The organism is Nitrospira sp. (assembly GCA_029194535.1).
GTDB lineage: Bacteria > Nitrospirota > Nitrospiria > Nitrospirales > Nitrospiraceae > Nitrospira_C.
Map to the genome: position 1 here is coordinate 1,479,690 of JARFXR010000001.1, position 15,817 is coordinate 1,495,506.

At 59.9% G+C, this 15,817-nt stretch carries 11 protein-coding genes; 9 read left to right on the forward strand and 2 right to left on the reverse strand.

What is annotated here, in order from left to right; translation table 11 throughout:
* Positions 1 to 972: 972 nt before the first annotated feature.
* The 9 genes from P0111_06725 (at position 973) to P0111_06765 (ending at position 13,823) form a co-directional block, all read left to right on the forward strand.
* Positions 973 to 1,107 carry a hypothetical protein gene (locus P0111_06725; protein MDF0643708.1) on the forward strand — a complete coding sequence of 45 codons (135 nt, stop codon included), beginning with the start codon at positions 973 to 975 and terminating at the stop codon, positions 1,105 to 1,107.
* Between the two features lie 827 nt (positions 1,108 to 1,934).
* Entirely contained in the window at positions 1,935 to 3,467 is a 1,533-nt protein-coding gene (locus tag P0111_06730) for a PepSY-associated TM helix domain-containing protein (protein MDF0643709.1), read from the forward strand.
* Positions 3,468 to 3,478: 11 nt separating this feature from the next.
* On the forward strand, positions 3,479 to 3,793 hold the full coding sequence (locus P0111_06735; protein ID MDF0643710.1) for a DUF3325 domain-containing protein: 315 nt from the start codon (positions 3,479 to 3,481) through the stop codon (positions 3,791 to 3,793).
* Positions 3,794 to 4,026: 233 nt separating this feature from the next.
* The gene (locus tag P0111_06740; GenBank protein ID MDF0643711.1) at positions 4,027 to 4,545 is read left to right on the forward strand and encodes an RNA polymerase sigma factor; all 519 of its coding nucleotides are present in this window, start codon (positions 4,027 to 4,029) and stop codon (positions 4,543 to 4,545) included.
* A 338-nt stretch (positions 4,546 to 4,883) separates the two neighbouring features.
* Positions 4,884 to 5,636: a FecR domain-containing protein gene (locus tag P0111_06745; protein MDF0643712.1), complete on the forward strand. Its 753-nt coding sequence runs from the start codon at positions 4,884 to 4,886 to the stop codon at positions 5,634 to 5,636.
* A 126-nt stretch (positions 5,637 to 5,762) separates the two neighbouring features.
* Complete coding sequence (locus P0111_06750) at positions 5,763 to 8,312, forward strand: TonB-dependent receptor (GenBank protein MDF0643713.1); 2,550 nt, start codon at positions 5,763 to 5,765, stop codon at positions 8,310 to 8,312.
* An 833-nt stretch (positions 8,313 to 9,145) separates the two neighbouring features.
* Positions 9,146 to 9,292, forward strand: coding sequence for a hypothetical protein (locus P0111_06755; protein MDF0643714.1), 147 nt, complete (start codon positions 9,146 to 9,148; stop codon positions 9,290 to 9,292).
* Between the two features lie 310 nt (positions 9,293 to 9,602).
* Positions 9,603 to 10,661 carry an efflux RND transporter periplasmic adaptor subunit gene (locus P0111_06760; protein ID MDF0643715.1) on the forward strand — a complete coding sequence of 353 codons (1,059 nt, stop codon included), beginning with the start codon at positions 9,603 to 9,605 and terminating at the stop codon, positions 10,659 to 10,661.
* 60 nt (positions 10,662 to 10,721) lie between these two features.
* A complete protein-coding gene (locus P0111_06765; protein MDF0643716.1) occupies positions 10,722 to 13,823 on the forward strand; it encodes an efflux RND transporter permease subunit in 3,102 nt (1,033 codons plus the stop codon).
* Here P0111_06765 and P0111_06770 read toward each other — a convergent pair.
* A complete protein-coding gene (locus P0111_06770; protein ID MDF0643717.1) occupies positions 13,795 to 14,310 on the reverse strand; it encodes a peptidylprolyl isomerase in 516 nt (171 codons plus the stop codon). The genes P0111_06765 and P0111_06770 overlap by 29 nt on opposite strands.
* 131 nt (positions 14,311 to 14,441) lie before the next feature.
* Entirely contained in the window at positions 14,442 to 15,815 is a 1,374-nt protein-coding gene (locus P0111_06775) for an MFS transporter (GenBank protein ID MDF0643718.1), read from the reverse strand.
* Between the last annotated feature and the right edge of the window lie 2 nt (positions 15,816 to 15,817).

Here is a 15,817-nt window from a genome sequence, read left to right on the forward strand (position 1 = left end):
AGGCGAGGTGAGGTATCTGTCGGGAAAACAATTTCGTGGACGCGTGATTGTGATGTGCTGCTTGCCGGACCAGGGCATCATCGCGGCGGCGGAAACGCTGGACGATCAAACCGAGCGATTTCGGGAAGTTGATGCTGAGCTCTTGATTGTCGGGTCGGACGCCTCTCTTCACCACCAACTCTGGCAAGACCGAGAGAGGAGGCGCTGTGCGACGGTGCTCGCCGACCCTTGTCGGCGTCTGCATCGGATGTTCGGCCTCGCCTCCGGTTCATCTGGCTCTCAGTGCCGAACCCTGCTTTTGGATGAAGCAGGGATAGTACGATTACGTTGGCGCCATGATTTTTCATCTAGCGAACTGCAGGCCATCCGCAATCTCGTTGTGCTCAATCGATTCTCCTTCAGCGAGCCTACAGAAGCCTGGGAGGGGTCTACCGACTTTCGCAGAGAGGTTCTCCCTGTTTAGCGCCGCTTCGGCAGACAGTAGGCGGTTGGCGTCAGAGGCTGGCATCATATCGGGTGTCACACCACGAGGTATGAATCGAGGTATGAATCAAGGAGGGAAATCATGCAGGGCCACGGGCAATTGAAACTCGCGGTATGTGGTTGCGGAAGACTTCATGTAACTTACGGGTCGATCACGCTGCATTTTGAGAGGGAAGAATTCCAAGTATTTGCTGATTCCATCGGGCGTCTGGCCTCAATGCTTAAACAATCCTCTTTAGATTCCGTGTCTGCGCATGCAGGCTCATCAAGCGTCCACATGTGTCACTGATGAGGAGTCAAACGATGAAAATTCGCCATTGTCCTCGGTGTCAACGGAATTGTCTCTTCCAGACGGGGGCCTTTTGGGCCTGCGCGATCTGCCGCTACGCAATCACACAAAGTGCGCTGATCGTTGATGAAGGTCGACGGTCAAAAAGTGCGATCGTTTCGGCCGGCACGGCTTCGACTCTCTGAATGAAGGAGTAAAGGATGAAGGCTGACTCCATCATTCGGAATGACACATTTCCAGTGCTCATCAGTCTCGCGGTGGCGCTCGGAATTCTAGTGGGTGCCATCGTGGCACTATCCATCTGGACGCTATTGTCGGCGGCATTAGAACGGTAGTTTTCATGAGTCGTCCCTAGAAAAATGTGACATCCATTTCGTGGCCCAATATGTTCCTATTCGCGACACAAGAGAGAAAGCGGACTGCGCGGACCGCTCTGTCATGTTCGGCAGGATGAGGCGGCGCGCTCATGAGTAGCCGGAGCCTTGCCGCACTCTCCACTCCTCACGTGCGGGGCTGGCGCTCTTGCGAAAGCGGAGTCTTCTGCGAATCCGCTGCGTCCGATCGAGCTTAAGGAACAAGAGCACGATTCTGCATATACTCGAATAGCCGCCCTTGGCGCATGGGTGAGTCAGCTGCGGATCAAGAGCTAACTCACCTGACTCTCGATTCCGCAAATCGTGTACGCATATCATGCATATTGTGCAAGGCGCCAGACATGGCGGATTGGGGATTGGCTGCCCAGTCGTCATACACTCGGTGTGATCCACATTTGAGGTATATGGCCTAGTTAGCTAACACTAATGATAGTGGTATCGTACACCGCCTTCAAATAGTCCAAAGCTGACGCTTTGGGTGGGTGCTCCGTCCAAACCGGCAAGAGAACGGCCGCAGCGGAAATAGGCAGGACAAGGTATCTTGGTCAGCCGTAGGCTCATGTGTGGTTACGGGCTCCGTCGCCTGCTACGCCATCACCGTTATCGCTGCCTTCATTCAGGACAATGCTGCTTCGAGTGTCCAAGATTGATGCCGCAAATTGAGAGCCAGACAGCGACAGGTTTGGATGTGGGTTGTGGGTAGGCAGGGGTTTGCGCCCTCTACCGCTCGTATGGATCGTGAGTGGTAATCCGCACTGGTGCCCGGATAGATTCGCCCGGCTACAGTCATGAAAGAGAGTTTTAAACAATCGATGGATTGGCTGCATACGTGGGGTGGGCTCCTGTTCGGGTGGATCCTGTTCGCCATCTTTTTGACCGGCACACTGACCGTCTTCGACAAGGAAATCACCTATTGGATGAAGCCGGAATTACATGGGATCAGAACCTCGCCTATCAATCTCCAGGCCGCTACGGATCAACTTGCCCGACTCGCGCCGCGAGCGGATGAATGGTGGATCGAACTTCCCCATGCCAGGACGCCGGAATTGACGATCTCCTGGCAGAATCCGGGAGAGGAGCAAGAGCAACGGAAGCTCGATCCGGCGACCGGGCAGATCGTGACGGTCCGTGAGACGCAAGGGGGTGAATTTTTCTATCGGTTCCACTATCAGCTGCATTTGGACCAACTCGGGACTTGGATTGTCGGCGGTGCCGCGATGGTGATGCTGGCGGTCCTCGTTACCGGCATTGTGATTCATCATCGGATCTTTAAGGACTTCTTCACGTTCCGACCCGAGGCATCCTTTCACCGATCATGGCTTGATGCTCACAATGCCACAGGCGTCCTGATATTGCCGTTCCACTTTGTGATCACATTCACGGGACTCGTCATCTTCTGGATGATCTATATGCCGGCAGGAGTGGACCTGTTCTACGGCGGTGACTTCGACAAGATGCTGCAGGAGGTAGAGCAGCGTGTCCACCCCCAGCGCGCGGGTATTCCGGCTCCGTTGATCTCACTTGCCGCGCTCGAACAGCAAGCGAAGACCTACTGGGGCGGAGGCGTCACCGAGGAGATCCACGTGAGGCATCCAGGAGATCTGCATGCCCAGGTGGAGGTCGTACGCCGCGCAGACGATCGTGTGGACTTGATCTCCGATCGCGTGACGTTCGACGGAGCCACCGGAAAAGTGCTCAACGTGTGGAAGGGGAAGGGCTCCGCCTTCGTGACCTATTCGGTGCTCTTGGGACTTCATTATCTATGGTTTGATCACGCCATGATTCGGTGGCTATATTTTTTCATGGGGCTGACCGGGAGCATCATGATTGCGTCGGGGCTGCTCCTATGGGTCATCAAACGGAAGGACCGTCATGCCTGGGATGCTGTCGGATACCAAATTGTCGAGTCGCTGAATGTTGCCGTGGTCGCAGGATTGCCGGTCGCGATCGCCGCGTTCTTTTGGGCTAATCGGTTATGGCCTCTTAACGTACCGGAACGAGCGATGTGGGAAATGAACACGTTCTTTTTCCTATGGGCTTTATGCGTCGCGCACGGATTCCTCAGAAAAGGTTGCCTATGGGCATGGAAGGAACAAGTAGGCGCGGCCGCCACCCTGTTTGCGCTCCTGCCGCTGTTGAATGTGGGGACGACTGGCGATCATCTGTTGGTCTCGCTCCCGGTCGGCAATTGGCGATTGGCAGGCATCGATTTGACCTGTCTTGGAGTCGGGGGGCTCTTGTACTGGATTGCATGGCGTGTCGGGCGTCCTGCCGTGCCCGAGTCGCACGCGACATCAGCCCCGATCGTTGAAGCAGGTTAGGAATGAGGGCGGTGGAAATCGCACTGTGCTACAACGGCTTGCTGGCACTGTGCTTGGCGACGCCCAAGCACTATCGACAACTTTTCTCCCATATGCCTACGGACGTCTCTCGGTGGGCTTTCAGAACCGCCGGCTGGTTGGCGGTGGCCGCTTCATTCTTCTCCGCAGTCGGTTCAAACGGCTGGTCCTTTGGTCCGATAGAATGGGTAGGGATGATCGGTGTGACAGGACTGGCGCTGATTTTCCTATGGCCGTTCCGGCCCCGAGCGGCGACGATCCTAGGCGGCTTTGTCCTTCTGATGGCTTTGGCCGGCAAAGCGAGTTGATCTCCAACCCGCGCGCTATCACCCCCACGGTATCAAAGTCCCCTTGGTCGCTGGGCGCTGGTTTCCATCTTGCGGGTGGGGCTAGACAGCCCCACGGTGCCTTGCTATAATAAATTCTGATAGTGTTTCTCAATATCATAGCTAGCCGCTTTTCGAGGCCAACGTCTTCCGGGACAGAGCCCACGGCATCAAGAGATGCGCGTGGGTTTTTTATGCTGCAACCTGAGGCTGAGATGATAAATCTGACCTGCGACGAGATTGAGCGTTTGTTCTACCAACACCGATTCGAGCTGACTAGGCGCCTGTGCCGAATGGTGCGATGTGAGCAAACCGCCGCTGATTTAGCGCAGGAGACCTATCTGCGCCTGGTCAATCTAGGGCAGACGACATCTGTCACCTATCCACGAGCATTGCTGTTCCGAACCGCTACGAATCTTGCTATCGATTATCTTCGCAAGGGGAAGTCGGAGCGGCAGAGCGGTGAAACATTGGATCACGCGGCGGATGTCCCGTCCAGCGCGCCTTCGGCGGAGCGAGCCATGTATGACAAACAACGGCTTCGCGTGTTTTCCCGGGCGATCGACTCGCTTCCGCACCGCTCTCGCGAGGCTTTTCTTCTCCACCGAGTCCACGATCGCCCGTATCGAGACATCGCGTCCTATCTTGGTGTGTCGGAGAGCGCAGTAGAAAAGCTCATCATGCGGGCTCTCCTGCATTGCCGGACATTCCTGCGAGAAAACGATGCAGACTGACATGAGGGGCTGGCACAGGTATTCGTCTGACGATATACTCGGGCGGTTCCTCAGGCTCCGGCAGGGTCTGAACGTGGCGCGCTGCAGGCATGACACCATCGGACTCCGATTCCGACATAGACTCTTCGTCCGGCATCGGCAGAACTCTCGAAGAACAAGCTATAGCTTGGTTTGTTCGGCTGCGGTCTGACACCCTTCCAGAAGAGGATCGCCGGGCATTCGAGTCCTGGCGTCGGCAAAATCCCGCTCATGCGCTTGCCTTTGATGAAGTCTGCCGGCTTTGGGATGATCCGTCGCTGAAAGCCGCTGCAGCATCAGCGGCCGCTGTGGAAGCGCTCTTGCCCTTGACACAGCGTCGGACCTCCGCACGAACGAGACGGATTTGGCATTGGGGTGCGCTCGCCACCGCCTGCGCAGTAGCGATCGTTGTGGCGTATCAGTTGGATATTGTCGTCCGGCTGAAGGCTGACCACCGGACTGCCACAGGCGAACAGCTTCAGATCGAACTCCCTGATCGCTCCACGGCTACCCTGAATACCAAGAGTGCCATTGCCGTCAACTTCGACGGGATGGCCCGCAAAGTTCGGTTACTCGATGGAGAAGCCTTTTTTCAGGTCGAACCGGATCAGGACCGGCCGTTTTTGGTCGAAGGACAGCAGATCGTCTCCCGAGCTGTAAGTACCAAGTTTCTCGTGCGTCGGCAGTCGGATGAAATTCGCGTCACCGTCGTAGAGGGGATCGTCGAGTTGGCTTCGACCGAGGGTGGATGGGAACCTATTCAATTGACGGCCGGTCAACAGACCGCTGTCGACAGTCACGTGATGGGACCCATCCGCCAGGTCGATGTGCAGGCCGCGACCGCCTGGCTGCGCGGGCGTCTTATGTTTGAGAATGTCCGGCTCGCAGAGGTCATCGATGAGATCCGTCGATACCACCGTGGGGTGATCGTGATCTGGGGTCCAACTCTTGGAGATATGAGGGTAAGCGGAAGCTATACCCTTACTGATCCTGACGAGATTCTCGCTACCCTGGCCCAGACCCTTCCGATACACATGGCTCATCTCGGGAGTCGAGTCGTCGCTCTTTTCTAGGCCTTCCCACCACAAAAAATTGCAGGCGACGTGAGGGACCCCTTTCGTATTCCGTCATATGGGGGCGGTCGGTTAGTGTGCTGCATTTTTCACTAGATACGGACTTATCTTCTGCGGAGAGGAAATATGACGAATCCAGCTGGCAACGTCGCGCGGAAAGGGTGTCGGCATCCGCGGGTTGCTCGCTCCTGCCTGATTTTGATCCTGGCCTTGGGAACGTGGCCGCAATTTGCGCAGGCGGTCTCATCCGGCTCTGCGCAGGCGGTCCCCATGTCGTTCAACATACCTCCACAACCACTAAGCTCAGCATTGAACTCGTTTGCTGAGACATCCGGGGTCCAAGTGAGCTACCCGTCACAGTTGGCGGCGGAGGCGACCACCGCGGGCGTGAGCGGGACGTATACGCCGGACGCGGCGTTACGAACACTTCTCGTCGGCACGGGAGTGACCTATCAGTATACGAATGCCGCGACCATCACTCTGGTTCAGGCCTCTCCGGAGGCCGTACCGCTGGAAGGTCAGGATCAGCCCGTACAGCCTGAGCCTCAACCGGAAGCCTTCGATTTGGCGGAGTCCAAGCCGGTCAAGGTGCCGGAGGTGATTGTCAAGGAGGCGAAGGAACGGAGCGATTCCTATACGACCGATGAGGTGACGACGGCGACCCGTCTTCCCGTCCCCGTTCAAGATCTTCCTCGTTCTGTGGAGACGGTTACGAGACAGGTCCTGGACGATCAGAAATTGATTCGCATGAACGATGCGCTTCGCAATGTCAGCGGAACCTCGATGCCCAGCACGCAGGGCGGTCGAGCTGGTGATTTCATGATACGTGGATTCCAAAGCGACACCAACGTGTTCAAGAACGGGTTCAGGGAAGACAGCACGTTTGCAGCGCGTGCAGCCCGAGATGTGGCCAACATCGAAAGCATCGAGGTCGTCAAGGGACCTCCCTCCTATTTGTTCGGCCGGGCTGACCCAGGCGGCATCATCAACCAGACCACGAAAAATCCCCTCCGTCACAACTATTACTCCGGGGAAATGATCATCGGCAGCTACAATTTGTACCGCCCGAACATCGATATCGGTGGTCCAATTAACGAGAACAAGACGTTGACCTACCGGTTCAACGGTGTCTATGAAAATGCCGAGAGCTATCGTCAAGGCGTCAAGACCGAGCGGCTTTTTCTTACGCCGACGTTCGGGTGGGAATTTGGCTCGCGGACCACGTTTCGATTCGAAGGCGAATATCTGTACGACAAGTCACCGATCGATCGTGGGCTCGTGGCGGTAGGCGACGGGCCGGCCAACATTCCCATTAGCCGGTTCCTCGGCGACCCCACCAAACAAGGGTACATCAACCAGGGAAAAGCAACGATTATCATGTTCCATCAACTCAGCGACCAGTGGAAGGTTCGGAGCGCATTTCGTGCCGCTGTGTCGTCTGAGAAATACAACAGCCTCGAGTCATGGTTTATGGACGATGCGAGTGGAATCTTACAGCTGGCTCAGTTTCAGATACCCACACTTGTTCAGAGCTACTATTGGCAGAACGAGTTGCACGGGAACGTTATGACCGGACCAGTGAAGCACAAGCTCATGATGGGCGTGGAGTTGGGAAGGGAAAACGCCAGCCAGCAGCAGTATTCCGATACTGCCGGTGCCGCACCGTTGAACACCATCAACATCTATGATCCGGTCTACTCCTTCGTGTCGAATCCGTTGGACCTGCAGTCCGATACCTCGACGACGAACAACATCATGGGTATCTACGCCGGTGATCAAATCGACCTGCTCGACAACCTACACCTCCATGCGGGCGGTCGATTCGATATTTTTGAACAGAAGCAAATCAATCGGCCAAGCGTGTTCAGCCCGGACGGAGGGTCGGACACGCAGTCCGACAACGCGTTTAGTCCGTCGATCGGCTTGACGTACCAGCCCACCAAAGCCATCGCGCTGTTTGCCGATTACACTCGCTCATTTCTCCCCCAATCCTCCATCGCGCGAGGCGTCGACGGACAGTTGTTCAAACCGGAGCGAGGAACACAATACGAAGCAGGCGTCAAGTTCCAAGCGTTCGAGGGGAGATTACGGTCAACAGTCGCCGTGTTCGATATTACGAAAACCAATGTGCTCACGCCGGACGTCAGTCAGGGGCCCAGCTCCGGATTTTCGATCGCCACAGGGGAGCAACGGAGCAAGGGCGTCGAGTTCGATATCGCCGGTCGAATCATGCCCGGCTGGGACATCATTGCAAACTACGCCTATATCGACGCACGAGTCACTCAGGACAATTTTTTTCAAACTGGCAGCCGACTGCCGAACGTCCCGCTGAGTCAGGGCAGCCTATGGACCACCTATTTCTTCCAAGAGGGGTTGATTAAAGGATTTGGAGCAGGCATTGGCATGTATGCACAAGGTCAACGAAATGGGCTTCTCCAATGTCAGAACCCAGCAGACTGTCAGCAACAGTTCCAGTTGCCTGGCTTCGTGCGCATGGATGGGGCTCTCTACTATCGCAAGCCCGAAGTATTCACGAGGACCAATTTGCTGGCGGCGATCAACTTCACGAACCTCCTGGACCAACGGTATTTCGTAGGGGCTCAGAACTTCCGGGAGATCATCTATACCGGGGCTCCGCTCACCGTGCTGGGGTCGATCAAGCTGGAGTTCAACTGATCCACGCGTAGACCCCAGGCCTCTTCGCGACCCCTGGGAGCCACTCGATATGCAGCTTCTCGCAGCTTGAAAGTGCGCGCGATACCATGGGTTGTCGATGGCGGGAGGAAAAGATTCGACCGGTATGGCTGCGACGTGTCGGACGACTGGTTCAGTTGTCTGAGGGCCGGCAGAGAGCACAACTTGCGTACAACTCCGGTTTTTCAGCCGACAGGCTGAAGCCGTTCGTTGCTGCAATCTCCTGCCGTAATCGTTCGATCTCCTGATTTTCAAACTCTGCAACGCTTCCAGATGTCGTTCAGCCAAGGTGGTCAAGACGGCCTCTCGCGGCGGTATGACTCTAATGTGTCTACGCTTCGGCACTATCTTTCGGCCCAGATTGTTCGCCCTCTGTGTGGATCCATTTGGAGAAACCCTTGCAGAGAATACGCTCGAACAGCCGTACTGGCCATGCCCGCCAATCTATCAGGGGCTGTGAATTGGTCTCCGCACAATTCCTGCCATCACTTTCCTGCATCCGGTCGCAGGGAAAAGTGCCTCGCGTGTGAGGGAACAGGTTTCTGTTCCGTCAATGGGAAGGATGGTAGCGATGGTGGAACGTGTCAGCCGCTCGATGTGCGGTTTGAAGACCAGGATTAGAGTCAGGACGGCAGCCGCGTACAACAAGCCGCTACCCAACGAATACATCGAGGTCTCGGCTCGTCTAGACCCTGGTCGATTTTGCCCGCCGGAGAGCCGACGCCTGCTCCGATCGAGCGGCGGATACGTTCATGCCGGACCGGGAGACTCACGCGTATGGGCTGACGTCCGGCGAGTGAGATCGCCGTGCGCGTGTGATCGGATCCTGGCTCCTGTCCCGCGAGGAGTCCGACACGTCGGTCGCCGTCCTGAAGGTCGCCAATACGTTGTATCGGGAAACTTTCCGGGTACTGCATGCCGTGGAGTTGGCCCAGCCACGGGCACCGATTCACGCCTTGTGAACCGGCGCCACGCTGAGCAGACAAGGAGGAACGCCCATCGATGGGAGAGGATGTACGAAGGGCTCGGGGGAAACCGGGACGATCGTGGGCGAGCACATGGACGCGGTCCAGAGCATTCAGGTTCACCAGTGCATCAGCGAGATTCCGGCCGGGGCAGCGAGAATTCAGCCATGAGATCGAAACCGGCCGCCGTGACGCAACCAAGTGGCGGATCGGCCCGATCATTCGTTACGGTTGACGAAAGAAAGCGCGCACAATGCGCCATGAATCGTGTTGCGGGTCCGTAACTGACAGGAGCTGATCGGCAGGGATGAATGTGAAGGGATTATCGGTTCTCCTCCTGGTCGCCGCACTCGCCGTCGTGTTGGTCGTGCGGGTGTGGGAGCGCTCCACCGAAGAATCGGCCGTCGCGCGGGAAACGTCCAGCCGGTCGATGCTTGTCGAGACGGTTCAGGCGTCGGTCGGAGTCGTCAACGAATCGATTCAGGCGGTCGGGACCCTGCAGGCCATCGCCTCGATCATGATCCGGCCGGAAATTTCCGGCATTGTCCGCCGGATTCATTTTTCGGACGGACAGCTGGTCGACCGCCTGGCGCCGCTCGTGCAATTGGACCAGGAAGAGCTGCAGGCGGAGGCCAACCAGGCCGTGGCCCAGGAGCGGCTGGCGCAACTGACGTACGAGCGGCTCAAGCGGCTGTCGGCGCAGCAGACCACAATCGTGCCGGCGCAGCAGGTGGATGAAGCGAGGCTGGCTCTGCAAGCCGCGACCGCCAACAGCGTGTTGTTCGGCACCCGTTTGAAGAAGAGCCTGATCAAAGCGCCGTTTGCCGGCACGATGGGACTGCGCCGCGTCTCGGTCGGAGACTATGTGCAACCGGGGCAGGACCTCGTCAATCTCGAAGACCTGCAGACGCTGCACGTGGACTTCAAGGTGCCGGAAGTGTGGCTCAGCCGGCTGTCCATCAACCAGGCCGTCGGCGTGGCCACCGATGCGTTTCCCGGCATGACCTTCCAGGGCACGGTCACGGCCATCGACCCGCGCGTCGATTCGGTGAATCGGACGATCGCAGTGCGAGCCGTCGTGCCGAATCAGGACGGCCGCCTGCGTCCCGGATTGTTCGCCACGGTCAGTGTGAGGCTCGGTCAAGATCTCCGCGCGGTGCTCATTCCGGAAGAAGCCGTCTTCATCCAGCGCGATCGATCGATGACGTACCGCGTGCAAGACGGCTCCGCCCGCCTGGTCGAACTGGTGATCGGCGCTCATGAACGGGGCTTGGTGCAGGTCAAGGAAGGCTTGTCGGCCGGCGATCAGGTCGTGCGCACCGGCACCCACAAACTTCATGACGGCATGGCCGTCGTGACCAAATGACCATCCGGATACGGCGAAGGTTGTAACGTTCCAGACGGTCCCGCCGTCGTTCAAACCTCCATGCGGCTCTCAACCCTGTCCATCCATCGGCCCGTTTTCGCCGTCGTCATGACCCTGTTGCTGGTTCTGTTCGGCCTCTTGAGCTACTTCGTCCTCGACGTCCGCGAATATCCGGACATCAAGCCGCCGGTCGTCTCCGTCCGGACCGTATATCCGGGCGCGGGGGCCTCGGTCATCGAGACGGATGTGACGACCCCGCTCGAAGACGTGCTGAGCGGAATCCAGGGCCTGCGCGCCATCACCTCCAACAGCCGGGAAGAAGTCTCGACGGTCACGCTGGAGTTCGAACTGAACCGCAATCTGGACTCGGCCACCAACGACGTGCGCGATCGCATCAGTTCGGTTCGCTCGCTGCTGCCGCTGGGGATTCAGGAGCCGCTGGTGAGCAAGGCGGCCTCCGACAGCACCGAGGTGGTCTGGCTGGCGGCTGCAAGCGACCGGCACTCCGAGCTGGAGATTTCAGACATCGTGGACCGCTTCGTGAACCCCAGGTTGGTGATCATCCCCGGTGTCTCGAACGTGGTGTTGGACGGGGAGCGGCGCTATGCCATGCGCATTTGGCTCGATCCCGGCATGCTCGCGGCGCGGCGGCTGACGGTGCAGGACGTGGAAGAGGCGCTGCGGGCGCAGAACGCCTCGATTCCGTCCGGCCGGATCGAAAGCGACCGGGTGGAGTTCGGCGTCTCGCTGAAGGGCTCGCTGCAGACGGAGAGCCAGTTCGGCGATTTGATCGTGGCCTACCGGGACGACTATCCGGTCCGGGTCCGCGACGTCGGCCGTGTGGAACTGGCGGCCGAAGACACGCGCAAACTGAGCCGGATCAACGGCGTGCCCTGCGTAGGGGTGGCCGTGATGAAGCAGTCGAAGGCCAACGCGCTCACGGTCGCGCGCGCGGTGAAAGAGCGCCTGCCGGAGATCACGGCCACGCTGCCCGAAGGCATCGCGTTGACGGTGGCGTGGGACAGCACGGTGCCCATCGAGCGGTCGCTTCACGAGGTGTATCTGGCCTTGGGAGTTTCGCTGCTGCTGGTGACGCTGGTGATCTTCGGCTTCCTGGGCAACGCGCGAGCCACGCTGGTGCCGGCCGTGGCCATTCCGGCTTCCATCATCGGCACGTTTACGGTGATGGCCCTCACCGGCTGTTCGCTGAACGTGCTGACCCTGCTGGCGCTGGTCCTGGCGGTCGGCCTCGTGGTGGACGACGCGATCATCGTGCTCGAGAACATTCATCGGCGCATGGCCGAGGGGATGCCGGCGATTCAGGCGGCCGTCGAGGGCACCAAGGAAATTTCATTCGCCGTGATCGCGACCACGATCTCGCTGGTGACGGTGTTCATCCCCATTGTGTTTCTGACCGGGGTTGTGGGCCGGCTGTTCGCCGAGTTGGCCATCGCGGTGGCGTCGGCCGTTCTGCTGTCTGGGTTCGTCGCGCTCACCTTGACGCCCATGATGAGCGGCCGGCTGGTGCGGGCGACCGACGGACCGTCTCATCAGGCGCTCAGCGAGCGGGTGTGGGGGCGGGTCATGGGACAGTATCGGCAGGGGCTCGTGCGCGCCATGCGGATGCACATCGCGATTCTGGTGATCGGCTTGGCCGCGAGCCTCGGCAGCCTGCTGATTCTCTTGCGTCTGCCCTCCGAACTTGCGCCCATGGAGGATGTGGGCTGGTTTGCGGGACATCTCACGGCCCCCCAAGGCGCGACCATCCGCTACACGGATACCTACGCGCAGGAGCTGGACAAGCTCATCAAGCAGATCCCCGAGGTGGATTCGATCTACACCGTCGTCGCGCGCGGCGACCGTCCCACCATCGTCAACCGCGCGGGTACGTGGGTGACCCTGAAGGACTGGAGCGACCGATCGCGCTCGCAGCAGGATATCGTGGCCGAGTTGAACGCGCAGATGCCGCAGTTGGCCGGCGTGAAGGCGTTCCTGATGAATCCTCCGGCGATCAGCGAAGGGTCGGAGAAGGGCTCCTTCCAGTTCGTCATCGGGGGCGTGGACTATCAGGAGTTGGAACAGACCGCCGAGAAGTTCCTGGCGAAGCTGTCGGAGCACCCGGGGTTCGTGGCGCCTGAGATCGATCTGGTGCTGGACAAACCTCACTTGGCCGTCGAGGCCCACCGTGCCAAAGCGGCGGATCTCGGCGTATCCGTGGCGTTGATCGGCCGCACGCTGGAAACCCTGCTCAGCGGGCGGGCCGTGAATACATTCTCGCGCAACGGCCGCCAGTACAACGTGATCGTGAAGGTGGACGACCGGCATCGGGAGAAGCCGTCGGACATTACCGAGCTGTACGTGCGGGGCAGGGGACAAGAACTCGTCCAGCTGAGCAACGTGGCCAGCGTCAGGGAAGAAGCGGCGCCGGAATCCCTCAATCACGTCGACCGCATGCGCGCCGTAATTCTCAGCGCCGGACTGACGGACGGCTTTACCATGGGAGACGCGGTGGCCTATGTCGAGCGCGAAGCGAAGACCATGTTGAACTCGGGGATGCGGGGCACCTACGCCGGGGAAGCCAAGGAATATGCGGAGAGCAATCGCAATCTCTATTTTACCTTCGGTCTCGCCCTAGCAGTCATCTACCTGGTGCTGTCCGCCCAGTTCGAAAGCTTTCGCGACCCGCTGACGATTTTGTTGGCCGTGCCCCCGGCCGTGACCGGCGGCCTGATCGCGCTGGTCCTGACCAAGGGCACGCTCAGCATCTTCAGCCAGATCGGGCTGGTGATCCTGATCGGCCTGGTGAGCAAGAACGCCATCCTGATCGTCGAGTTCGCCAACCAGCTGCGCGAGCGGGGGATGGACCGCGTGGACGCCGTAATCGAGGCGGCCACGCTACGGCTCCGGCCCATTCTCATGACGACCAGCGCCACAATCCTGGGCGCGCTCCCGTTGGCCTTGGCGTCGGGTGCCGGAGCGGTCAGTCGGCGGCAAATCGGGGTGGTCCTGATCGGCGGGCTCGTCGTCTCCACGATCGTGACGCTGTTCCTGGTTCCGGCGGGCTACGCGGCCGTGTCGGGCAGGAGAAATGTCTGGAGCGGCGAGGCAGCGGAACGGCGGGAGTCGGCGGGCGCTAGTCTTTTACCGTCACGGTCATCGTGACCGACTCGAGCGGGTTGTCGAATTCGTCGCGCGGCAGCGCGACGATCCTGTCGACCACGTCCAATCCTCGAAACACTTCCCCAAAAATACTGTAGCGGCGGTCGAGCCCGCTGTTGTCGGCCAAGCAAATGAAAAACTGCGATCCGTTGTCGTTGAAATCCCGAGTGCTGCTGCCGTCGCGCGGCGTCTTGGCCATGGAGATCGCGCCCCGCTTGTGCGGCCGGTCGCTCAGCTCGGGATTCAGCCAGAAGCCCGGTCCGCCGGAGCCGTGGCTGCGCCGGTCTCCCGTCTTGCTCAGCGGATCGCCTCCTTGCAAGACGAAGCCGGGGACGATCCGGTGAAACGTGGTTCCGTCGTAAAACCCCATCTTGGCCAGGTTCATAAAGTTTTCGACGTGCCGCGGCGCGGCGTCGGGATAGAAGCGGATCTTGATCTCGCCGAACTTGGTCGTGATCGTGGCCCGCGGATCGATCTTCTTGAACTCCATCGCCATGCTCCGAATGTAACAAGCCGGTCCTCTGCGAGGCAAGACCTCGGGGCAGTGTTGAGTCCTGGGTGCTGAGTGCTCAGTACTGGGTAGGGAGCATCTTTCACACCTCTGCAATCGCCGCTCAGCACTCAGGACTCAGCACTGTTCTCCCGCAGCCCTTCTCCCGGTTTGATCCGGAGCCACAGAGCCGCGCCGGTGAAGGCGACGACGCCGGCGGCGGCGAGCGACAGGGGCCAGCCCCAATAGCTGGCGATCCAGGGTGTGAGGACCGGCGAGATCGCGCCGCCGACGTTCGCGCCGGTGTTCATGAGGCCGGACAGCGCGCCGGCGTGGGTCTTGGACAGGTCGGTCGTGGAAGCCCAGTAGGCCCCGACGCTGAAATAGAGGCAGCCGGCTCCGGCGGACAGACAGGCGATCGCGAGCAACGGGGAGCCGGCGAAACCTCCGGCGATGATTGCGCATCCGGCCGCCGTCATGCCGCTGATTCCCGCAATCGCCCGTCCGGCTGTGACGCCGTAACGCGAGGCCAGCCGGTCGGTGATCCAGCCGCCCACCGGACAGCCGACCAGCATGGCGACAAACGGCGCAGCGCCGTAGAGACCGCCGCGCAACACGTCGAATCCCCGCACGTTCACCAGGTACAGGTAGAACCAGGACAGATATAGATAGGCGACATAGCCAAGGCACGTGTAGCTGAGCACCAGCCACCAGACCGTGGGCGTGTGGGCCAACCGACGCCAGGGCACTGGATCGCAGGACTCCGGCTTCGAACGCGGCGACGTCGGTCTCGTCGCCCCGTTCGGCACGCCGTTCGCAACCCAAGGATGCTCCTCCGGCCGGTTGCGAGCCAGCGTCCACCAAAGCAAGGCCATGGCCAGGCCGACTGCGGCAGAGAGGTAGAAGACGATCTGCCAGCCCCAATTCACCATTACCCAGGCGGCGATGGGCGGGGTGACGGCGGAACCCAGCCCGATCCCACCGATGGCGATGCCGATCCCGACGCCTCGCGCGTCGGCCGGCATCCAGTTGGCGACGGCGCGGTTAAAGCAGGGCAGGGCCACGGCCTCGCCGACGCCCAGCATGAACCGCACGGCGATGAGCGCGCCGAGGATCCCGGTGACCTCGGCCAAGGCCGAGGTCGCCGCCACCGCGGTGAAGGCCGAGCAGACCGACCACCACAGAAGGGCGCCGGTCAGGACGACTCTTGCGCCCCACCGGTCCGCGAGCCATCCGCCCGGAAGCTGAAAGAGTGCATAGCCGGCTACGAAGGCGGAAAAGACCCAGCCCATCTCCTGATCGGTCAGCCCGAACGCGGGCATCATGTGGCGGGCCGTGACGGAGATGTTCACGCGATCGATGTACGTCACCACGCTGGTGAGAAACAGCAATCCCAGAATAAGCCAGCGGATCGGCGTCGATGTGGGGGAGTATCCGTTCACGTGAGCGGTCCGTCCGCCGGGACGGGCGGGCATCGGATTATACCGGTCGACCGATGACGGCACCA